General features: G+C 47.7%; 17 protein-coding genes and 1 pseudogene. 11 read left to right on the top strand and 7 right to left on the bottom strand.

The window, feature by feature from the left end; genetic code table 11:
* Positions 1-85 precede the first annotated feature (85 nt).
* From UM402_RS08335 to UM402_RS08320, 4 genes are all read left to right on the top strand, one after another.
* The gene (locus UM402_RS08335) at positions 86-1273 is read left to right on the top strand and encodes a thiamine pyrophosphate-dependent dehydrogenase E1 component subunit alpha (RefSeq protein ID WP_053952457.1); all 1188 of its coding nucleotides are present in this window, start codon (positions 86-88) and stop codon (positions 1271-1273) included.
* Positions 1273-2250, top strand: a complete 978-nt coding sequence (locus UM402_RS08330) for an alpha-ketoacid dehydrogenase subunit beta (RefSeq protein WP_058578847.1) — start codon at positions 1273-1275, stop codon at positions 2248-2250. The genes UM402_RS08335 and UM402_RS08330 overlap by 1 nt, the downstream gene beginning before the upstream one ends.
* Before the next feature lie 12 nt (positions 2251-2262).
* A complete protein-coding gene (locus UM402_RS08325; protein WP_058578848.1) occupies positions 2263-3849 on the top strand; it encodes a dihydrolipoyllysine-residue acetyltransferase in 1587 nt (528 codons plus the stop codon).
* Between the two features lie 412 nt (positions 3850-4261).
* Positions 4262-5317 (top strand): endonuclease/exonuclease/phosphatase family protein, encoded by a 1056-nt coding sequence (locus UM402_RS08320; protein WP_058578849.1) that lies wholly within the window; start codon positions 4262-4264, stop codon positions 5315-5317.
* On the opposite strand, the gene UM402_RS08315 is transcribed toward UM402_RS08320, so the two are convergent.
* A complete protein-coding gene (locus UM402_RS08315; protein ID WP_322295480.1) occupies positions 5307-6164 on the bottom strand; it encodes a DMT family transporter in 858 nt (285 codons plus the stop codon). The two genes, UM402_RS08320 and UM402_RS08315, sit on opposite strands and share 11 nt — an antisense overlap.
* Positions 6165-6227: 63 nt before the next feature.
* Positions 6228-6641 carry a DUF3293 domain-containing protein gene (locus UM402_RS08310; RefSeq protein ID WP_058578851.1) on the bottom strand — a complete coding sequence of 138 codons (414 nt, stop codon included), beginning with the start codon at positions 6639-6641 and terminating at the stop codon, positions 6228-6230.
* 63 nt (positions 6642-6704) lie between these two features.
* Here UM402_RS08310 and UM402_RS08305 point away from each other — a divergent pair, with 63 nt between their 5' ends.
* Both UM402_RS08305 and UM402_RS08300 read left to right on the top strand, forming a co-directional pair.
* The gene (locus tag UM402_RS08305; protein ID WP_058578852.1) at positions 6705-7118 is read left to right on the top strand and encodes a VOC family protein; all 414 of its coding nucleotides are present in this window, start codon (positions 6705-6707) and stop codon (positions 7116-7118) included.
* A gap of 138 nt (positions 7119-7256) precedes the next feature.
* Positions 7257-8549 (top strand): methyl-accepting chemotaxis protein, encoded by a 1293-nt coding sequence (locus UM402_RS08300; RefSeq protein WP_058578853.1) that lies wholly within the window; start codon positions 7257-7259, stop codon positions 8547-8549.
* 50 nt (positions 8550-8599) lie between these two features.
* Here the strand turns inward: UM402_RS08300 and UM402_RS08295 are convergent.
* Positions 8600-10172: pseudogene (locus UM402_RS08295) on the bottom strand (AbgT family transporter).
* 100 nt (positions 10173-10272) lie between these two features.
* Between UM402_RS08295 and rnhB the strand changes: the two are divergent.
* The 4 genes from rnhB to UM402_RS08275 all read left to right on the top strand — a co-directional run bounded on the left by rnhB (position 10273) and on the right by UM402_RS08275 (position 14878).
* Positions 10273-10836, top strand: a complete 564-nt coding sequence (gene rnhB / locus UM402_RS08290; protein WP_058578854.1) for a ribonuclease HII — start codon at positions 10273-10275, stop codon at positions 10834-10836.
* Between the two features lie 68 nt (positions 10837-10904).
* Entirely contained in the window at positions 10905-11840 is a 936-nt protein-coding gene (locus UM402_RS08285) for an isopenicillin N synthase family dioxygenase (RefSeq protein ID WP_058578855.1), read from the top strand.
* Positions 11841-11867: 27 nt separating this feature from the next.
* Positions 11868-13676 carry a bifunctional metallophosphatase/5'-nucleotidase gene (locus tag UM402_RS08280; protein ID WP_322295281.1) on the top strand — a complete coding sequence of 603 codons (1809 nt, stop codon included), beginning with the start codon at positions 11868-11870 and terminating at the stop codon, positions 13674-13676.
* Complete coding sequence (locus UM402_RS08275; protein WP_058578857.1) at positions 13676-14878, top strand: multidrug effflux MFS transporter; 1203 nt, start codon at positions 13676-13678, stop codon at positions 14876-14878. The genes UM402_RS08280 and UM402_RS08275 overlap by 1 nt, the downstream gene beginning before the upstream one ends.
* A 4-nt stretch (positions 14879-14882) precedes the next feature.
* Here the strand turns inward: UM402_RS08275 and UM402_RS08270 are convergent, their stop codons facing one another.
* Complete coding sequence (locus UM402_RS08270; RefSeq protein ID WP_053952444.1) at positions 14883-16451, bottom strand: AbgT family transporter; 1569 nt, start codon at positions 16449-16451, stop codon at positions 14883-14885.
* A gap of 117 nt (positions 16452-16568) precedes the next feature.
* Complete coding sequence (gene fadE, locus UM402_RS08265) at positions 16569-19022, bottom strand: acyl-CoA dehydrogenase FadE (protein WP_058578858.1); 2454 nt, start codon at positions 19020-19022, stop codon at positions 16569-16571.
* A gap of 143 nt (positions 19023-19165) precedes the next feature.
* On the opposite strand from fadE, the gene UM402_RS08260 reads away from it, so the two are divergent.
* A complete protein-coding gene (locus UM402_RS08260; protein ID WP_058578859.1) occupies positions 19166-19921 on the top strand; it encodes a DUF3108 domain-containing protein in 756 nt (251 codons plus the stop codon).
* Between the two features lie 8 nt (positions 19922-19929).
* On the opposite strand, the gene purN is transcribed toward UM402_RS08260, so the two are convergent.
* Together purN and purM are read right to left on the bottom strand one after the other, a co-directional pair.
* The gene (purN, locus tag UM402_RS08255) at positions 19930-20568 is read right to left on the bottom strand and encodes a phosphoribosylglycinamide formyltransferase (RefSeq protein WP_058578860.1); all 639 of its coding nucleotides are present in this window, start codon (positions 20566-20568) and stop codon (positions 19930-19932) included.
* Positions 20568-21623, bottom strand: a complete 1056-nt coding sequence (purM, locus tag UM402_RS08250) for a phosphoribosylformylglycinamidine cyclo-ligase (RefSeq protein ID WP_058578861.1) — start codon at positions 21621-21623, stop codon at positions 20568-20570. Before purM ends, purN begins: the two co-directional genes overlap by 1 nt.
* Positions 21624-21688: the final 65 nt, after the last annotated feature.

Here is a 21688-nt window from a genome sequence, read left to right as displayed (position 1 = left end):
TCGTTAGTTTGTGGTTTGCATGTCACTTTACGTAAAGGTAAAGTAGCGGCAAATTTCACCCAGCTTGCAACCGAAAGAGAAGGTTATGGCAAAGGATAAAAAACACAACACAGAGATTGTGACTAAGCCGCAATGGTTTGACGGTGAGTCGGTTACAATTCCGATGCTACAGATCCTCAAAGAGGACGGTAGCTTCCATAAAGGCGCTGACATGCCTGAGTACGATAAAGACCTTATCGTTAAAATTCACGACACAATGCAATTTATTCGTACGCTCGATGAGCGCATGATTGCCGCGCAGCGTCAGGGGCGTATTAGCTTCTATCTGGCTTCGCGCGGTGAAGAGGCAGAAAGTGTCGCTTCTGCGGCCGCCTTAGATGACGGCGATATGATCATGGGACAGTATCGCGAGCAGGGTGCCTTGGCGTACCGCGGCTTTACCGTGGAACAGTTCATGAACCAGTTGTTCTCGAACGAAAAAGACTTAGGTAAAGGTCGTCAAATGCCAGTTCACTATGGCTGTGCTGACTTAAACTTTATGACTATTTCTTCGCCGTTGGGTACACAAATACCACAAGCGACCGGTTATGCGTTCGGGCAGAAGATGGATAAAACCGGCAAGTGCACAATTTGCTATTTTGGCGAAGGTGCCGCTTCTGAAGGTGACTTCCACGCTGCCCTAAACATGGCATCGGTTTATAAAGTACCGGTTATTTTCTTCTGTCGTAACAACGGTTACGCCATTTCAACGCCGTCGCAAGGCGAGCAGTATGGCGGTGATGGCATTGCGCCACGCGGTATTGGCTATGGCATGAAAACCATCCGTATCGATGGTAACGACGTGTTTGCCGTACTAAGAGCGACTCAGGAAGCACGTCGCTTAGCGGTGGAAGAGAACGAGCCTGTACTGATTGAAGCCATGTCTTATCGTATGTCGGGTCACTCGACGTCGGACGACCCAACGGGCTACCGTACGCGCGAAGAAGAAGACGACTGGAAAGTAAAAGATCCGCTTGATCGTCTGCAAAAATGGATGATGAACGAAGGCTGGTTGGATAAAGACCATGTTGAAGAGCATCATGCAGAAGTAAAAGCGAAGGTTCTGGCGGCATTAAAAGAAGCCGAAAAAGTACCTGCGCCACATATCGATGAACTGATTAATGATGTATATGACGAACCGACGCCATTGCTGAAAGAGCAATTGGAAGAGTTGAAAGAGCATATCCGTAAGTATCCGGATGCGTATCCGAAAACGTCAGGGAGAATCGACTAATGGCTAAAATGAATTTATTACAAGCCATCAACAGCGCACTCGACCTGGCGATGGCCAAACACGACAATGTATACAGTTTTGGTGAAGACACCGGTGGCTTTGGCGGCGTATTCCGTGCAACTTCTGGTTTGACCGAGAAATACGGCAAGCACCGCAACTTTAATACACCACTGGTTGAACAGGGCATCATTGGCTTCGCTAACGGCCTGGCTTCACAAGGTAGCTATGCGGTTGCGGAAATTCAGTTTGGTGACTACATATTCCCGGCGTTTGACCAAATCGTTAACGAATCGGCTAAGTTCCGTTACCGCTCAGGCAACGAGTTTGATGTAGGCGGTTTAACCATTCGTACGCCATACGGTGGTGGTATTGCTGGTGGTCACTATCACTCGCAGTCGCCGGAAGCGTATTTTGCTCATACCCCGGGTATGAAAATTGTAACTCCGCGTAACCCATACGAAGCTAAGGGTCTATTGCTGAGCGCCATTTTTGATAAAAACCCGGTGTTATTTATGGAGCCGAAGCGCCTGTATCGTGCATCGACGGGTGAGGTTCCTGAAGAAGAATACACCATTCCATTAGGCAAAGCTGACGTCGTTAAAGAAGGCACGGATATTACCGTACTGGGCTGGGGCGCGCAGATGGAAGTGACCGAAAAAGCAGTCGAAAAAGCCGAAGAAGACGGTGTGTCTTGTGAAGTGATCGACTTACGGACTATTTTGCCGTGGGACGTTGAAACAGTCACTCAGTCGGTACTGAAAACCGGACGTTTGGTCATTTCTCAGGAAGCCCCAATTACCGGTGGCTTTGCCAGCGAGATTGCAGCAACGGTGCAGGATAAGTGCTTCTTATACCTTGAGTCGCCAATCGCGCGCGTATCAGGTATTGATGTGCCATATCCGTTGTGTCACGAGAAAGAGTACATGGCTGATCACTTGAAGATCTACGAAGCCATCAAACGCTCAATGAACTACTAAGGACCCATCGACATGAGTAAAGATTTTATTCTGCCCGATATCGGCGAAGGGATCGTAGAGTGCGAAATCGTTGAGTGGCTGGTAGCCGAAGGCGACGAAGTTAAAGAAGATCAGCCCGTTGTTGAGGTCATGACTGACAAAGCCATGGTTGAGATACCGGCAAAAGACGACGGCGTGGTTGAAAAGCTGTATTACCAAAAAGGTGATATTGCTAAAGTCCATGAGCCTTTATTCCGCATTAATGCTGACGGTGATGCTGGCGAGTCAGCAGAAGACAAGCCTGCTGAAAAAGAGCCTTCAAAATCTGAGAGCAAGCCAGAAAATAATCAAACGGCGGGCGGTGAAACAACTGACTTTATTTTACCGGATATCGGTGAAGGTATTGTTGAGTGTGAGATTGTCGAATGGTTGGTTTCTGAAGGCGACGAAGTGAAAGAAGATCAGCCAGTGGTTGAGGTGATGACCGACAAAGCCACGGTTGAGATTCCAGCGAAAGATGACGGTAAAGTCGTTAAGCTGTATCACAAAAAAGGCGATATCGCCGAAGTACATAAGCCTTTATTTGCCCTGCAGCCAGCCGGTGGCGCTCAGGCTTCAGTCTCCGGCGAGACTGCTTCAGGCAGCGCTTCGCAAAACAGTGCAGAGTCTAAGTCTCAGGCAGCTACAAAAGCAGAAGCGGAACCGCCAGTGAAAGCACGTCAGGGCAAAGCTATTGCCAGTCCGGCAGTGCGTCGCTTAGCTCGCGAGAATGATATTAATATCGCTGACGTTCCTGGCTCTGGTAAGAAAGGTCGTGTCTTGAAGAAAGACATTGAAGCCTTCAAGTCGGGTGGTCAAAGTGCAGCAGCCAGTACGGACAGCAAACCGGTTCAGCAGCCAGCAGCGACTAGCGGCGGTACGCGTACCGAAGCTATTCGTGGTGTCAAAGCGGCTATGGCTAAGCAGATGATGAATTCCGTCAGCACGATTCCGCACTTCACTTATGCCGATGAGTTTGACGTTACGAACCTGATTGCGCTGCGTGAAAAGCTGAAAGAGCAATACAAAGAGAAAGGCGTACGCTTAACTGTCATGCCGTTCTTTATTAAAGCTCTGTCGCTGGCGTTAAAAGAGTTCCCGGTAATGAATGCGCAGGTGAACGAAGACTGCACTGAAATTACCTACTTCGATGATCACAATATCGGTATGGCAGTCGATACCAAAATTGGTTTGTTAGTACCTAACGTAAAGCAGGTACAGAACAAGAGTATTATCGATGTGGCCAACGAAGTGACTCGTCTGACTCAAGCTGCTCGAGAAGGCAAAGTGCCTCAGGCTGATATGAAAGGCGGCACCATTAGTATTTCGAACATTGGTGTTATCGGCGGTACGGTGGCAACACCTATCATTAATAAGCCGGAAGCAGCTATTGTTGCCTTAGGCAAAGTGCAGGAATTACCGCGTTTTGACGAAAACGGCAACGTGGTAGCTCGTAAGATAATGACGGTAAGCTGGTCAGGCGACCATCGTATTATCGACGGCGGCACCATTGCTCGCTTCAACAAGCTCTGGCAGGAATACCTCGAAGACCCAACCAGCATGCTGGTTAACATGGTCTGAGATAACGGAAGAGCCAGAAACTAAGAGTTAGGAAAGTTAAGAAACACGCCGTGAACCCTTCCTTGGGGGCTTGAGTGACGCCATCCTTGGCGTCACACAGTTTCTTAACTTATCCCTAACTCTTTTTTTGTTTCTGGCTATCTACATCTGCGTTCAGTAAGCTAGATAAAGCTAGCAGATCCTACGGATAGTGGGCGTAGCGCCTAGAGTTAAAACCCTCTGATACAGGAGTGTCGAAGGCCATGGATGGCCTTCGTCAAGCCCTCATGGATGAGCTTGTTGCGTCTCCTGTATCAGAGGGTTTTAACTCCAAGCGGAGCGCTCTATCCGTAGGAAGCCTTAACACTTCCTTTCCCCTTCTTTTCTGTAGCTGTGCTATGGTTTTCTTATCTGAGAAGCATAGAGAGCCAAGATGTTTGAAATTATTTACCTTTCTTTAGCGATATTACTGGCTGTGCTGACGTTAGCGCCGTTGTCGTGGTCGCAAGTTTGGTGGATTCGCGGGTTGGATTTTCCGCGTTTGCAGCTTTCGGTGCTGCTAAGTGTGCTGTTGATAGTTGGCTTTGTGGTTATACGTGACTGGACGTCGGTCACTGCGGTGGCTATGGGGCTGATTATTGGTTGTCTTGTTTGTCAGCTGTGGTGGGTGGTGCCTTATACGGCTTTATTCCCGAAAGAAGTGAAAGCGGTTGATGTAGGCGAGGCAGGGGCTCGGCTTAGAATTATGACGGCGAATGTGCTGATGCCTAACCGTAACAGTGATGGTCTTATTCAGCTAGTGAGGGACTATACGCCGGATGTTCTGGTAACGCTTGAGTCTGATGGATGGTGGGGGGAGCAGTTAGAGGCTATTGAATCGAACTACCCTCATACGGTTAAGGTGCCTCTGGATAATCTCTATGGTATGCATCTCTATTCTCGGCTGCCGTTATCTGACGTTAGCGTTGAGTACTTAATTGAGGACGATAAGCCGTCGATACATTGCTTTATTGAGTTACCGACCGGGCAAAAAGTGAAAGCGCACTTTGTGCATCCGGCGCCGCCGAGTCCAACGGAAAATGAGGAGTCGGAGGAGCGTGATGGTGAACTCCTGTTAGTTGCGAAACACGTAGAGCCCCAGAAGCATCCGACTATAGTCACTGGCGACTTGAACGATGTGGCCTGGTCGAGAACCACTTTGCTCTTCCGTAAAATCAGTGGATTGTTAGACCCGCGGGTGGGGCGGGGTATGTTCAACACTTTTCACGCGGACTATTGGTTTGCTCGCTGGCCGCTTGATCATATTTTTCATAGCCACCATTTTGCACTGGTTTCAATGACGCGACTGCCTGGCTTTGGGTCTGATCATTTTCCTCTGCTAACGGAACTGGCTCTCTCGCCTGGTGAAAATAGTATTAATGATGGCCCTTCGCCTGACGAAGAGGACAAAGAAGCGGCGGATGAAATCGTTAAAAAGGCTATGGCTTAAGCTTTTTCTTAAAGTGAAGCCGCTGCACTAATAAACCGGTAATAATAAGTGCCAAGCCCACAATAGTGCTGACATAAATGGTCTCGCCAATAATTGCTGACAGTAGCAGCAGTGAAATAAACGGCGATATAAATATCAGGTTGCTAATAAGTGCGGTGTTGGTGGCTGTTTTCATAGCTTTTAGCCAAAATAAAAAGGTAATACCCATTTCAAATAATCCGACATAACTGACAGCTGCCCAGCCTTGCCAGGGTATGTTCGACCAGTCGCTCCAGACAAAGCTGGCAATAATTAAAATTGGCAATGCTAAGCCAAAGGACAAGACTAGGCTAACGACTGAGTCCGCATTACGTCGGGTGTTGAGTATCCAGTAACCGGCCCACAGGAAGGTTGATATCAAGGCTAATAAAACACCCCAGGGATTACTAAAGCTAAGCCCGAATAGGTCACCGCGGGTCGCTATAATTAACACACCGAAATAACCCAGTGCGCAGGCGACCCAGTCGCGGCGACGAATATGCTGCTTTAGAAACAGGGCGGCCATAATACTGAGTGCTATTGCCCATGTGTAATTCAGGGGCTGAGCTTCGGAGGCGGGTAGCAGTTTATAAGCTTGAAAGAGCACTAAATAGTAGATAAGAGGGTTAATAAGCCCCATTAGTACGTAGTACAAAGGCATTTTCCGCAGCTCAAGTAGCAACAAGTGAGATTTTCTCTGAATCACACAGACTAGGCTTAGAATAGCAAAGGAAACGACACTGGCGGCTGTTACCATTTGTAATGGCGTCATGTACTCTAGTGTGATTTTAAACGCCGTAGCGACCGTCGACCATAATAAAACGGCAATAAGGGCGTAGATAAAGGCGAGTTTATCAGCGGCTATGGTGTGATGGCATGGCGTCCCCTTAACTCATACGTCGATGAGCACTGCAGCTTGTTGGTGTTCAATCCAGAGAAAGGCATTCTGCTGATATCGGCGGGCAAGGTCAATGACTGTTTGTTGACTCAACCCTAAAACCATAAAGCTTTCTTCGGCGGGCCATTGATTGTCGCGATCTTCTCCAGCGCCGTAAAAGTAACGAATGCCTTTTAAATTGCTAATATCTGCTTCTAAAAGTTGATTACGGTCTCGATTTTCGCTAATGCTTAAAAGCGAACTATGTGGGTTAAAGGCAGTGATAAAGGCTCCGGTTTTACAATTAACGTCACGACATAGCAAGTCAAAATCGCTATTGGTGCTACCTACCGATAAAGTAATTTTTTGGCCATTCACAACAAACCAGTAGTCGGTATTTTTATAATGTTCCAGCAATGTTGCGTCCATACTTTGACCATCACTTAAGCGTTAATTAAAGTAAGAGTTTAACTTTTGAGGCAGTGAGATTCTATGAACCCAAGTATTAGTGTTATTACGCTGGGAGTCGATGACTTAAAGCGCGCACTTGCTTTTTATCAGGACGGTTTAGGCTGGGAAACGAAGGGCATTGTCGGTGAGGACTTTGAAAATGGCGCTGTTGCCTTCTTTAAGCTGCCTAGTGGTTTGAGGTTGGCTTTGTGGCCGCGTAAAAGCATTGCTGCTGAAATGGGTGTTGATGTCGCTAAAAATGCCAATGAGGTGCTGCTGAGCCACAATGTCAGTTACCGCTCTGAAGTTGATGCCGTTATGAATGAAGCGAAATTGGCAGGAGCAACCATTCTTCGTGAGGCTAAAGACTTATTTTGGGGTGGCTACGGCGGTTTCTTCAAAGATCCGGACGGTCATATTTGGGAAATTACCTGGAACCCGGCATGGAGTTCTTAATGCCGGCTTCAGCAAGTTTGATATAGACCAAGTATTGGTGAGTATTTACTCTAAAATAGATCTTTTTTTGATCTGATACATGTGAGGGAGCGTAAACTACTGCATTCAAATGTCCTTATTTGCAGTAGGAACGCCCAAATGCTTTGCGCTAAAACGAAACACCAGCTCGCTAAAACCACTGAAGAACTGTCGCAATATAAACAGTTAATGGATGCCATTGACAGTAATGTTGCGCGTATTGACTTTACCCCTCAGGGCTATGTTTTAAATGCCAATAATCAGTTTCTGGAAACCATGGGATATGGTCTCGATGATGTTATCTCTAAACATCACAAAATGTTTTGTGAACCGAGTCATTCGTCTTCTCAGGCGTATCGAACTTTTTGGCAGCAGCTGGCAGAGGGTAAGTCGCAGCATGATCGATTTAAGCGCATTCGCAGTAATGGCGACATTATTTGGTTAGAAGCGACGTACTTTCCTGTTAAAAACGAGAAAGGCGAAGTTGTTTTCATTACGAAAATTGCCAGTGATGTCACTGACGAAGTCACCGCCTTAGAGCAGCAAACCGCCATTAATACGGCAATTAATAAGTCAATGGCGACTATCGAGTTTTCACCTGACGGAGTCATTACCTGGGCAAATGATAACTTTCTGAATACCGTGGGTTATTCGCTTAGCGATATTACTGGCAAGCACCATAAGCTGTTTTGTGAGCAAAGCTTTTACGATGAAAACCCGAGCTTTTGGCGTGAACTTGGCAAAGGTGAGTTCAAAACCGGGCGTTTTAAGCGTGTTAGTAAGCACGGGCAACCGGTTTGGCTGGAAGCCAGTTATAACCCAATTTTTGACAGTAATGGTCGAGTTGTAAAAGTCATTAAGTTTGCCAGCGATATTACCGAACGGGTGTTAAAAGCCCAACAGACCACAGAAGCTGCAGAAATTGCGTATTCGACGTCTCAGCAAACAGCCATGATAGTGAAAGACGGTAAAGCGTCTATTGATGTTTCTGTGGAAACCTCTAACGAAATACTCACTAAAAGTCAGCAAACCGACGCTATTATTGAGCAGTTACAAGAGCAGGCCATTAGTATTGAAGACATTGTTAAAACCATTAATGCACTAGCTGAACAAACAAATCTTCTGGCATTAAATGCGGCGATTGAAGCTGCCAGAGCAGGAGAGCATGGTCGCGGGTTTGCTGTCGTTGCTGACGAAGTAAGAAATTTGGCAACCAGAACGACGCAGGCAACAAGCGAGATATCGGGCGTTATGCAGCGTAGCTCAGAAGTTTCGGAAGCTATCTCGTTGTCTATTGACGATATTCAGGAAATGGCAAAGCGCGGAAAAGAGCAAATTGAAAAAGTGAAAGCCATAATGGATGAAATAGACGAAGGCGCAACCAATGTGGTTAACGCCGTCAGCCATTTATAAAAAAGCCAGTGCGCAAGGCACTGGCTTTATGTTCATTTGCAACAAGACTTTTAACCTGCCGGGTAGGTATAACTAGCCTGGAAACCCAGAGGAATGCCTAGAGTCCAGTATAGAATCAGGAAGGCAGACCAAAGCACCAGCAGTGAGACTGTGTATGGCAGCATCATGGAAACTAGCGTGCCTATACCGGTCTTCTTAACGTAGCGCTGGCAGTAAACCACAACCAGGGGGAAGTACGGCAGTAACGGCGTAATAATGTTACTGGACGAGTCGCCCACACGGTAAGCCGCTTGCGTTAAGTCTGGCGAGTAACCCAGTTGCATCAGCATAGGCACGAAAATGGGTGAAATAAGTGCCCATTTAGCCGACGCTGAACCCACAAACAAGTTGATAAACGCGACCAGGAAGACAATACCCACCATGGTAACGCCGCCTGATAGCTCTAAGCTGGCAAGGAAATTAGCGCCTTTTACTGAAATAAGTGTTCCCAGCTGCGAGTCACCAAAAGCCTTTATAAACAGCGCACAGAAGAATGCCATGACCATATAGTAAGCCATACCTTCCATCGACTTGCTCATGGCGCCAATAACGTCTTGTGAGTTCGTAAAGTTACCTGATACGTACCCGTGAACAATGCCCGGAATAATAAACAGTAGGAAAATTAACGGGACAATCATGCCCATTAACGGTGCGCCCAGAGAGGCTAATTCACCCGTTTGTGGATCGGCCAGCGGAGAATTTTCTGCTGTTGCTGAAAAATACAGTAATACAATACCAGCAAGCATGGTGAGAGAAGCCGCGTAAAATGCTTTGCGATCACGCGGAGATACATCATCAACCGCCGGCATATCGTCAGGATGGCCGTCGATTTCAGCACCGCGCAGACGCGGTTCAACCACTTTGTCGGTCAGGAACCAACCAATAGCTACTACCACAATGGAAGACGCCGCCGTAAAGAAGTAGTTATTCAACGGGTTTAGCTGAATATCAGAATCAATAATTTGCGCCGCGCTTTGGGTAAAACCATTGCAGCAATGGGTCAATAGCGGAAGGTACAAAGTTCGCGCTGAAACCACCGGAAACCCCAGCGAATGCCGCTGCAATACCTGCCAGTGGATGACGACCTGCGGCATAGAAAATAACGCCACCCAGTGGAATAACCAGCACGTAACCAGCGTCGACTGCCGTGTGACTGACAATTGCCACCAAAATAAGCATTGGTGTGAGTAAGGTTTTTGGCGTTACGTTCAGCATAAGCTTAATGGCTACGTCGATATAACCTGAGCGTTCAGCTACACCGACACCCAGCATAGCCAGCAATACAACACCTAACGGCGCAAAGCCCATAAAAGTATCGACCATGTTGGCCAAAAACGCGGTGATTTCAGGGCCGCTGAGCAAGTTAGTAACGCTAATAGCCTCACCGGTTAGTGGGTGAGTTTCGTCAAAGCTAACGCCTGACATCGCCCAGGACATTACCCAAACAATAATGAGCAAGCCGAAGAACATAACGGCCGGATCAGGAAGCTTATTGCCGACTTTTTCTACGCCGTCGAGCATGCGGTTGAGCAGACTGTTCGGCTTTTCCTTTTGCGAACGGTCCGGTTGTGGAGATTGAGCCATGATGTATTCCCGATTGTTATTTTATTGGTCTAATTATTATGCGCAGGTATCATAACCATTATTTGGCGTATGAACAAAGCAACAAGGTGAAAATTTCCTCATGATTTGTGGTGTCGATGAAGCGGGCAGAGGTCCTATTGCAGGACCCGTTGTTGCCGCTGCGGTTATTCTTGATCCTGAACGTCCTATTGAGGGGCTTAATGACTCAAAGAAGCTGAGTGAGAAGAAGCGCGAGAAGCTCAGCATCGAGATAAAGGAAAAGGCGCTGTATTGGGCAATAGCGCAGTCAGACCCTGACGAGATTGAACAAATAAATATACTCTGGGCAACCATGAAAGCTATGCAACGCTCAGTAGAAGCGTTACCCGTATTACCCAGCAAAGTGCTGATTGACGGTAACCGAGTGCCCGAATTGACGGTACCCGCCGAAGCCATTGTGGGCGGTGACGCCAGTGAAGCTTGTATTGCCGCCGCCTCTATTTTGGCGAAAGTGGAGCGTGACAGACAGATGCTGGAATGGCACGAACGTTACCCGCAGTATGAGTTTAATAAACACAAGGCATACGGAACAGCACGGCACATTGAACTACTGAAGAAATACGGACCTTGCCCCATTCACCGACGTGACTACAAGCCGGTTCGAGAGGCGCTGGCTAACTTGTGATTTTGTTGCCTAAGCCCTAAAATACAGGGCTTTCCTGTTTTCCTAAATTAATAAGTTGGAACGCCACCATGCAGTCTATTCCTCACGTCGATATGCGACGTTATCACGATAATTTTGATGCATTTACTCAGGATGTTGGCCAAGGCTATGAAAAGTATGGCTTTATTGCGTTAACGCAACACGGTGTTGATACAGCGCTTATAGAACGCGCGCTAGACACTTGTCGTGAGTTATTCGCATTGCCGGATGAGGTTAAAAAGCAATATCACCGTCCCGGAGAAGGTGGCGCACGCGGTTATACACCCTTTGGCACTGAAATCGCCAAGGACGCAGAGCATGTGGACTTAAAAGAATTTTGGCATGTTGGCCGCGAAGTGGAAGGTACGCCGGCTTATCCGCAGTTGTTACCGAATGTTTGGCCAGAAGAGTTACCAAAGTTTAAAGACGACATGCTGGCCATCTATGAAGCACTGGATAAGCTGGGCAACCAGGTGTTAGACGCGCTGGCAGTTTACTTAGGTCAGCCAAAAGACTTTTTCCGCGACAAGGTGAATAACGGCAACTCAATTTTGCGCCCACTGCATTACCCGCCTATTATTGATGAAGATACACCGTCTGTACGAGCGGGTGCGCATGAAGATATCAACGTTCTGACCTTATTAGTTGGCTCAAGAGAGCCGGGCCTGGAAGTTCTGGCGAAAGACGGGAGCTGGGTGCCGGTAACCATTATTGAAGGCGCCATTATTTGTAACGTGGGTGATATGCTACAGCGTTTAACCAACCATGTGTTGCCTTCGACTACGCATCGTGTGGTTAATCCGCCTGCGCCTTACAATGAGAAGTCGCGTTACTCTATTCCGTTCTTCTTACACTTTAACCCGGACGTAATGATAACCCCGTTGGAAAGCTGTATAACTGAACAAAACCCGCAGCGTGACGAACCCATTACGGCGGATGATTATTTAATGCAGCGTTTGCGTGAAATTGGTCTTATTAAAGACTAATAGCAACCGACACTAAGGAGTATGCAGGTGAATAAGAACAAGCGTCTTTTGAGTCAGTTAGTGCGCGGTGCTGCTATTGCGTTCGGCTCTGTTGCATTACTGAGCTGTGCATCAACACCAGAGCAAGCGCCCCAAAATGAGAGTTTTGAGCTGACAGTGCTGCACGTTAATGATCACCACTCAACCTTAGACGGCAAACAGCAAACGCTGGTATGGGCTGAGCAGGAGTGGCAGGTAGAAGCTGGTGGCTTTCCACGCGTTGGCGCGCAGATAAAAGCGCTGCGAGCGGCTAATGATAATGTTCTTACCCTGCATGCCGGTGATGCGGTGACAGGTAGTTTGTATTTCACGCTGTTTGGCAGTGAAGCCGATGCCCGCATGATGAATAACGTTTGTTTTGATGCCTTCACTATTGGTAACCATGAGTTTGATAACGGTGATGCAGGCCTTGCTAAGTTCTTACAGCAGTTAGGTACCGAGCAGTGCCAAACCGCCAAATTAAGTGCCAATATTAAGCCTGAGGTGGGTGAGTCGCCACTGACACCAGACAACGAGTGGCATATGTTTAAGCCTTACACCATTGTTGAGCGTGGCGGTGAAGAGGTGGCAATTATTGGTTTAACCATTGCCAGTAAAACAAAAAAGTCTTCCCAGCCAGACCGAAGCACCGAGTTTTTAGACGAACTTGAGACGGCGCAAAAATACATTGCCGAAGTTCAGCGCCAGGGCGTTGAGAAAATTGTTTTGCTCACTCACATTCAATATGAGCGTGACAGGGAACTGGTTAAACAATTACCTGGCGTTGATGTGATTATTGGTGGTGACTCGCATACTTTACTCGGTGATTTTAGTGAGTTTGGTATGAAGTCTGCCGGATCGTATCCGACAGAATTAACCAATGCGGATGGTGACAAAGTGTGTATTGCCCACGCCTATCAGTACTCGCTGGTTGTCGGTGAACTAAAAGCTGAGTTTGATGGCGATAAAATCGCAGCTTGTGGTGGGCGACCTCACTACTTATTGGGTAAAGACATTCAGGTGTCTGACGGTATTGTGACGACCTATGAACCGATTACCACCGCATTAAAAGAGAGCGGTGTTTATAGCTTCGTTGAACCCGATACCGAGCTTCAGTCCATATTAGAAGACTATCGAAGTAAAGTTGACGATTTTTCAGCAGAGGTTATTGCGGACGTACCTCAGCAAATTTGTTCTCAACAAGTTGATAGAAACCGCCGGGCCGGCTGTGCGCAGGTAATCAGCTCAGGCGCTCACCGAGTGGTTGCGGAAGCCTTTCTGCACTCAGTACCCGAAGCCGACTTTGCTATTCAAAATGGTGGTGGCGTGCGAGCGGATATTCCTGAAGGTGACTTTACGGTGGGTGATGCCTTTACCGTATTACCGTTCGCAAATACCTTAGTGAAACTAGAGCTGACCGGCTCTGAGTTTAAACAGGCAATGGAAGAGGCTTTGGCCTACGCTGTGTCAGACGGCGGTTCACAGGGCGCTTACCCCTATGGGGCGGGCATTCGTTATTCAGTCGATTTAACCGAAGAAACCGGCTCCCGCGTGTCTGACCTAGAAGTGTGGGATAAAGGCAGCCAGAGCTGGCAGCCAATGTCGGCCAGAGCGACTTATATTTTGGTAACGAACAGCTTCATTGCTGGCGGCCAGGACGGTTGGAATACATTCTACCGTATTAGTGAGCGGGGGCGTGCCCGCAATACCGGTATTGACTATGCTGAGTCACTAGTGAATTACGCCAGAGCTCAAGAGGTTCTGCAACGACCTGAAGAGTTTGCAACTCAGTCATATACGCCTGTAGAGGATAAATAATGGCTCACTCGTTTGAGCCAAGACCGGTCTCCGATAACGCCAGATTCGACTTTATTGTTGTCATTCTGGCGTTACTTACCGCGTTTGCGCCGCTGTCTATTGATATGTATTTGCCGGCGTTTAGCGCAATTGCCAGTGACTACGCCACCGACACTCATCACGTAGAATTATCACTGACTGCGTTTTTCTTTGGCTTATTCATAGGGCAGTTGCTGTATGGTACGGCAACCGATAAGTTTGGTCGTAAGAACCCACTGTATATCGGTTTGGCAATTTATGTGGTGACTTCCGTTGCCTGTGCTTATGCACCGGACATTCAGTGGCTGATTGTGCTGCGATTTTTTCAGGCTATTGGAGCCTGCGCGGGGATTGTTATAGCCCGTGCCGTAGTGCGTGATCTCTATACGCCGCAAGCATCAGCGCGAGTCTTTTCGTTTCTAATATTGGTTATGGGCGTTGCGCCTATTTTGGCGCCGTTGTTCGGGGCATATATTACCGAATGGATGGGCTGGCGAGCACTCTTTCTTATTGTCGCGGCTTTGGGGGTTGCTTCCGCAGTGACTATTCACTTTGTGCTGCCGGAAACACGAGGGCGACGTTACGACGTACGTATGCGCCATACCGGAACAACCTATTGGGCGGTATTTCGGGACCCTTCCTTTTTACGCTATTCACTAACAGGTGCTATTGCTCAGTCTGGGTTGTTTGCTTACATTACCGGTTCGCCGAAAATGTTTATTGAAATTTTCGGATTGGATCCAACGCACTACAGCTGGTTATTTGGTGTGAATGCTATTGGCATTATCGGTTTTTCTCAGCTTAATGGCTGGTTACTGAAGTACCATTCCTCACGAAAAATACTGAATGTCTCTTTGCCGATACTGGCCATTGTTTCGACTATTATGTGCGTGATGGCGTATATTCATGCCAGTTTCTGGGGCATTTTGCTGCCTTTATTTGCTTATATATCAACGCTTGGCTTAGTCTTTCCTAATGCTATGGCGGGGGCGTTGGCAGAGCAACAGGAGCGCGCAGGTTCGGCGTCCGCCGTTACTGGTAGCTTACAGTTTTTAATTGCAGGGTTGGTATCAGCCGGCGTAAGTCAGGCAGGGAGTTTTACCGATTACGCAATGGCGTGGGTGATAGGTGTGGCCGGCTTATTAGCGGTTATTGCATACCGCGTAATGCGCCGGCCAGAATAAGAGTTTATCCGTAATAAGTTGGGGCTGCCGGACCAACTGGTAGCCCAAAGCCGAATACCCAAATAAAGAACAATATTGTCCAACCGATGAAAAACATCATTGAGTAAGGCAGCATCATCGCGACCAATGTGCCAATACCTAAATCTTTCTTGTAACGGGCTGCAACAGCCAGTATCAAGCCAAAGTAACTCATCATCGGTGTTATGACGTTAGTCACCGAATCGCCTATACGGTAAGCCGCCTGAATCACTTCTGGTGAGTAGCCAATAAGCATCAGCATAGGGACGAAAATTGGCGCAGTGATAGCCCATTGTGCCGACGCTGAGCCCAGCATAAGGTTTACAAACCCACAGACCATAATGAAGAACACAAAAATGAGTGGGCCGGTCATACCAATATTGGTAAGAAACTCTGCGCCGTTAATAGCGAAGATGGTGCCAAAGTTGGTCCATTTAAAGAAGTTAACGAACTGCGCGGCGAAGAAAACCAACACAATGTACATACCCATGGTGCCCATGCTGTGCGACATTGCGTCAATGACGTCACGGTCGTTTTTCATGGTGTTTACGACACGGCCGTAAACAAAACCCGGAATGGCAAAGAAGAAGAAAATGTAAACCACGACACCTTTTAAGAATGGAGAGCCTTTCACTAAGCCGGTTTCCGGGTGTCGGAGAATGCCCCATTCGGGTACCACAGTGAGAGCGAGAATACCTGACAGTACTAACACACTTAGTCCGGCTAACTTTAAACCACGCTTTTCCAGAGCACTTAGCGGCTCCATAGAAGACTGATCGGACAAATCAATGGACGCTTCGTCTTTATTGTACTTGCCAAGTTTGGGCTCCACGATTTTGTCCGTAATGACTGCACCCAAAATGGCGATGAGGAAGGTGCTTATCATCATGAAGTACCAATTGGCTTCAGCGCCAACGGTATAATTTTCGTCGACAATCTTTGCAGCTTCCTGGGTTATCCCTGACAGTAACGGGTCAACGGTACCAATTAACAAATTGGCACTGTAACCTGCAGAAACCCCGGCGAATGCAGCTGCCAAACCAGCCAGTGGGTGGCGGCCTAAGCCGTAGAAGATCATAGCGGCGAGCGGAACCAACACCACGTAGCCGAGCTCCGACGCCGTGTTAGAGATAACACCGGCAAAAACGACCGTTACGGTAATTAACTTAGGTGGCGCTTTCATAACCAAGCCACGCATAGCCGCAGAAATGAGACCTGAACGCTCAGCCACACCAACACCTAATAAAGCGACAAGCACCGTCCCCAATGGCGTAAAGCCAGTAAAGTTCGTCACCAGGTTGGTCACAATTTTTTGTATACCTTCGGCGTTTAATAAGCTGACTGCCTGGATAACAGTCTCGCCATCGCGAGGGTCGATAGCGCTGACACCAAAATAAGCAGCAATGCCACTAGCGACAATAACCAGCAGACAAAAAATTGCGAATAGCGTTATAGGGTGAGGAAGTAAATTACCCAACCACTCGACCATGTCGAGGAAGCGAGTAAACCAGCCGCGCTTGCTGGTCTCTGAGTAACCATTATTGGAAGACTGCATACCTTTCGCCTTTATTATTTTAAAGTCAGAATGTTTAAAACAGCGCAGAATTCTAGCATAAAAAAAAGGCGACCCTGCAAAACAGAGTCGCCTTATTTGCGTTAAGACGCTTAGCGTTTAAGCTGCATCACTTTCTTTTAGGTTTTTCAGCGCGTAATCAAACGCCGCTTTACCTGCCAATAAGTCTTCCGGTGCGAAGTCGTCAACATTGATAGTACGCAAACGACCTTCTTCCGTTTTTTCCAGAAGGGCGACTTCGTCATCGCTTAGTACGCCCAGCTCTTTACCTTTGGCACCAATTTGGTCCAACTGAGTAAAGCTAAAGCGTTTACCGGCGGCTTTACAAACTTTGTCGTACAGAGGCTCGGCCGCAATAACGTTCTTCAGAGTTTCTTCTAAGAAACCAAAGTGACCTTCCGGGCTTAAGAACTGACCCTGACCTAAGCGAGTACGAACATCATTCGGAGACATCAGCATACGCGCAATTTTATGGTCGTTCTTGTCGCTTGGACGCTTAGCAATGCGGCCTAACGGGAACATGATGGCGCGCATAACAGAGCCAACACCACCAAAGTTATCCAACATAGACAGTTGAGCTTCCTGAAGCTTGTGCAAGGTATCCTGCATAGCCCAGTGCAATAGCGGTAAGTCTTCTTTACGCTGACCTTCGTCGTGGAAGCGTTTCAGAGTCGCAGAGCCAATGTATAAGTAGCTAAGCATGTCGCCAAGGCGCGCAGAAACACGCTCTTTACGCTTCAGGCTGCCGCCAAGCACGCCCATAGCTACGTCAGACAATAACGCCATATTGGCACTGAAGCGGTTCATTTGTTGGTAATACTTACGTGCAGGACCACTGACTGGTACTGAACTTAAGCGGTGACCACCAAAGCCGTAAAACACCGAGCGCATGAAGTTGCTTGCCGCAAAACCAATATGGCCAAACAGGGCGTTATCGAACTTCTTAAGTGCTTCAGGACCCTGCTCTGCTGACGCTTCCATTTCCTTAAGAACGTAAGGATGGCAGCGAATGGCGCCTTGACCGTAAATCATCATGTTACGAGTCAGAATGTTCGCACCTTCTACGGTAATAGCCACTGGCACGCCCTGATAACCACGACCTAAGTAGTTGTTTGGACCTAAACAAATACCTTTACCACCATGAACATCCATTGCGTCATCCATGCAGGCACGCAATTTTTCGGTCATGTGGTATTTTGCAATAGCACCGATAACGCTAGGCTTTTCACCCAAGTCGATGCCTTTTGTTGAAAGGGTAGTGACTGCGTCCATTAAGTACGCATTACCAGCCAGGCGAGCCATTGGCTCTTCAACACCTTCCATTTTACCAATTGGTAATTTGAACTGACGACGAATGCGTGAATACGCACCGGTCGCCAGAGCAAGAGATTTAATACCACCAGCACTGTTTGACGGTAGGGTAATTGAGCGACCAACCGACAAACACTCAACCAGCATACGCCAGCCTTTACCGGCATTTTTCTGACCACCGATAATGTAATCAAGTGGTACAAATACGTCGTTACCGCGAATAGGACCGTTTTGGAACGGAACGTTAAGCGGGAAGTGACGACGACCAATTTCAACGCCTTTCGTGTCACGCGGAATAAGCGCACAGGTAATACCCAGCTCTTCTTCTTCACCGATTAAACCGTCAGGGTCGTACATTTTGAATGCCAGACCTAATACCGTCGCAACCGGTGCAAGCGTGATGTAACGCTTGTTGAAGTTAAGTTTAATACCAACAATTTCTTCGCCGTTCCATTCGCCTTTACAGACAACACCTGAGTCAGGAATAGCCCCTGCGTCAGAGCCTGCTTCCGGGCTGGTTAGTGCGAAACATGGAATTTCGTCACCACTTGCCAGGCGTGGCAGGTAATGATCTTGCTGCTCTTTGGTACCATAGTGCTGCAGCAATTCGCCCGGACCTAATGAGTTAGGTACACCGACAGTGGATGCTAATACCGTACTAACGCCAGCAAGCTTTTGCAGCACGCGAGACTGAGCGTACGCTGAAAACTCAAGACCACCGTATTCTTTTTTGATGATCATCGCGAAGAACTTATTGTCCTTCAGATACTGCCATACGTGTTCAGGCATGTCTGTTAGTTCATGCGTAACTTCCCAGTCGTCCAGCATTTTGCAGACTTCTTCACACGGGCCGTCTAAGAACTCTTGCTCTTCTGCTGTTAGCTCAGCTTTTGGCACGTCCAGCAGCTTTTTCCAGTCCGGGTCGCCACTGAATAAGTCGCCGTCCCACCAAACTGTACCGGCTTCTAACGCATCGCGCTCAGTATCAGACATTTCTGGCATGACTTTGCGATATGCTTTAAGAATTGGTTTGGTTAGCAAGTTCAGGCGAACGGGTGCTAAATTAATAGGTACTAAGATAACGGCAAGAATTGTCCAAAGCACAGGGCCGACAATTTCCAGTACGTTACCAATAGCAAACATAGCGACCATGCCGACACTGAATAACAGCAGGCTGGCGCGCTTGTAAATGAGAGCTGCCGCAACAATAACGGTAGCGATAATCCAAAGTGCAATACTCATAGTGTAATACTCCGATTTGGAGGTCTGACCAGTTATACTGTGCAAGTTAGATCAACCAGACATTATTTTCAAGGAAAATTTGAACGCGCGTTTGAATTTTCTGTCAATGTAAGTATCCAGTTGTCACGGTGAATGGAGTGGTGATGTTAAAACGGACAATGCATTTTTTAATGGCTTCTGCTGTACTGAGTTTCGCTCAGCTTGCGCCGGTTCATGCAGACGATACTGTAAAAGAGACTCAGGGCATTAACGATACCATGAAGCCCTACGAAGCGAGCTACGTTATTACGCGTGGCGACAGCGAATATGGTGAAGGCTACCGCTATTTAGAGGTATCACCTGATGACGAATGGCAGCTGCGTACAAAGTCTGATATTTCCTGGTTTATTCTGTCCGATACCCGGGAAGCCCGCTCAGTGTTTATTGTTGACGACGAAAGTAAACGCCTGGAGCCGCGTGAGTTTGTCTATATGCGTACCGGAACTGGATCGGACAAGTCGTTTCATGGTGAATTCCGAGCAGATGATAAGACGGTTCGCAATGTCGATACCGGCCGAATGCTCGACATTAACTGGAAAGACGCTTTATTTGATGAAGCCAATGTAACAGAGCAGCTGCGCATAGACTTGGCCCGAGGAGCTAAAACGTTTGAGTATCGACTGGTTGATGAAAAAGGCCGGGAAGATGAGTATCGTTTTAGAGTGATGGCCGACAGTGAACTACTAAAACTGCCGTATGGCGAGGTTGAAGCGATAAAAGTAGGGCGAATTCGTGACAACAATCGCCGCCAGACCTTCTTCTGGTTTGCACCGGAATTAAACTACGTGATGGTAAAAATGCAGCAATTCAAAGAAGGTGACGAACAAGCCACCATGTCTTTGAAAAGTTTGGAAATGTAAGAGTTTAATTACTCAGAAGCGTAGCCCTGAGAGCCTAATACTTCACCGTCTAAGGTCACTCGGCCGTTTTCGAGCTTTAAACGCTCCTGGCAGAACCAGTTGACTACAAGCGGATAAATGCGGTGCTCTTGTTCGTGAACACGGGCTTGAACTTCGTCAACTGTGTCGCCTTCAAAAATAGGCACTTTCGCCTGTAATACGACCGGGCCACCGTCGAGTTCTTCCGTTACGAAGTGGACACTGACACCGTGTTCGGTATCGCCGGCATCTAATGCTCGCTGGTGGGTATTTATGCCTTTGTATTTAGGCAGAAGAGACGGATGTATGTTGAACATACGACCTTCGTAATGGCGCGTGAAGTCACCGGTTAGAATGCGCATAAAGCCGGCCAGTACTACTAAGTCAGGCTGATAACTATCAATTAATGCTTTAAGTTCAGCGTCGTAAGCTTCTCGTGTATCAAATTCTTTGTGGCTAAGCACTTCGGTGCTAATACCCTTTGCGGAAGCTTTCTCCAGACCTTTGGCTGACGCTTTATTCGAGATAACGGCAACCACCTCACCGGCGACTTTACCGTTTTCGCAGGCCTGCTGAATGGCCTGCATATTACTGCCGGTGCCTGATATCAAAACAACAATGCGTTTCATTAGTGAGTCTCGTCGGCCAGAATGTCGACTTGCTCTTCGCCTTCTGCGGCATTAGCAATACTACCAATTTTCCAGGCGTCTTCGCCAGCGTCAGTCAGTATTTGAATGGCTTTATCGGCTTGGTCATTAGGTACAGCGATAACCATACCCACACCACAGTTAAAGGTGCGGTACATTTCTTTCATGCTGACGTTGCCGTTGTCTTTTAACCAGTCGAAAATAACTGGCCAGTCCCAACTGTTACCGTCAATAACTGCTTTACTACCCTTCGGAAGTACTCGTGGAATGTTTTCCCAGAAGCCTCCACCGGTAATGTGTGACAAGGCATGCACAGGAACGTGCTTAATCAGTTCAAGCACTGACTTCACATAAATGCGAGTAGGTTCTAACAAGTGATCAGCCAGTGTTTTGCCTTGTAGGTGAGACTCTAAGTCGGCACCGCTGACTTCAATAATTTTACGAATAAGTGAGTAACCGTTCGAGTGAGGACCGCTTGACGCCAGAGCGATTAAGGCATCGCCGTCAGCAACTTTGGTACCATCGATAATTTCTGACTTTTCGACAACACCGGTACAAAAGCCTGCTAAGTCGTAGTCGCCGTGTTCGTACATGCCTGGCATTTCTGCTGTTTCACCGCCGATAAGTGCGCAGCCTGATTGTTCACAGCCGTCACCAATGCCTGCGACTACGTCAGCAGCAACGTCAACGTCCAGTTTGCCTGTTGCATAGTAGTCCAGGAAGAACAGAGGCTCTGCACCTTGCACGATAAGGTCGTTAACACACATAGCGACCAAATCGATGCCGACACCGCGGTGTCGTTTAAGATCGATAGCTAAACGTAATTTTGTACCAACACCGTCAGTACCTGAGACTAAAACGGGTTGTTTGTATCCTGCCGGAATTTCACAAAGTGCGCCAAACCCACCAATGTTACCCATTACTTCTGGTCGATGCGTGCGTTTAGTCACGCCCTTGATACGGTCAACCAATGCATTACCAGCGTCAATATCGACGCCCGCGTCTTTGTAACTTAAAGAAGGTTTGTTATCGCTCACAGAATTATCCCGACAGGCAAAAAATTTGCGCGCAAGTTTAACACGATTCGTGGTACAAAAGGTAG

Source organism: Idiomarina sp. OXR-189 (genome assembly GCF_034373425.1).
Lineage (GTDB): Bacteria > Pseudomonadota > Gammaproteobacteria > Enterobacterales > Alteromonadaceae > Idiomarina > Idiomarina zobellii.
The sequence above is the reverse complement of the archived record's forward strand: the minus strand, read 5'-3'. Positions and strand labels throughout refer to the sequence as shown.

What these genes read in the sequence shown, in the direction of transcription:
- UM402_RS08320 (WP_058578849.1), top strand. Translation starts at nt 4,262, where the DNA reads ATGTTTGAAATTATTTACCTTTCTTTAGCGATATTACTGGCTGTGCTG.
- UM402_RS08270 (WP_053952444.1), bottom strand. Translation starts at nt 16,451, where the DNA reads ATGCAGTCTTCCAATAATGGTTACTCAGAGACCAGCAAGCGCGGCTGG.
- UM402_RS08285 (WP_058578855.1), top strand. Translation starts at nt 10,905, where the DNA reads ATGCAGTCTATTCCTCACGTCGATATGCGACGTTATCACGATAATTTT.
- UM402_RS08330 (WP_058578847.1), top strand. Translation starts at nt 1,273, where the DNA reads ATGGCTAAAATGAATTTATTACAAGCCATCAACAGCGCACTCGACCTG.
- rnhB (WP_058578854.1), top strand. Translation starts at nt 10,273, where the DNA reads ATGATTTGTGGTGTCGATGAAGCGGGCAGAGGTCCTATTGCAGGACCC.
- purN (WP_058578860.1), bottom strand. Translation starts at nt 20,568, where the DNA reads ATGAAACGCATTGTTGTTTTGATATCAGGCACCGGCAGTAATATGCAG.
- UM402_RS08300 (WP_058578853.1), top strand. Translation starts at nt 7,257, where the DNA reads ATGCTTTGCGCTAAAACGAAACACCAGCTCGCTAAAACCACTGAAGAA.
- UM402_RS08275 (WP_058578857.1), top strand. Translation starts at nt 13,676, where the DNA reads ATGGCTCACTCGTTTGAGCCAAGACCGGTCTCCGATAACGCCAGATTC.
- UM402_RS08305 (WP_058578852.1), top strand. Translation starts at nt 6,705, where the DNA reads ATGAACCCAAGTATTAGTGTTATTACGCTGGGAGTCGATGACTTAAAG.
- UM402_RS08335 (WP_053952457.1), top strand. Translation starts at nt 86, where the DNA reads ATGGCAAAGGATAAAAAACACAACACAGAGATTGTGACTAAGCCGCAA.
- UM402_RS08260 (WP_058578859.1), top strand. Translation starts at nt 19,166, where the DNA reads ATGTTAAAACGGACAATGCATTTTTTAATGGCTTCTGCTGTACTGAGT.
- UM402_RS08310 (WP_058578851.1), bottom strand. Translation starts at nt 6,641, where the DNA reads ATGGACGCAACATTGCTGGAACATTATAAAAATACCGACTACTGGTTT.
- fadE (WP_058578858.1), bottom strand. Translation starts at nt 19,022, where the DNA reads ATGAGTATTGCACTTTGGATTATCGCTACCGTTATTGTTGCGGCAGCT.
- UM402_RS08325 (WP_058578848.1), top strand. Translation starts at nt 2,263, where the DNA reads ATGAGTAAAGATTTTATTCTGCCCGATATCGGCGAAGGGATCGTAGAG.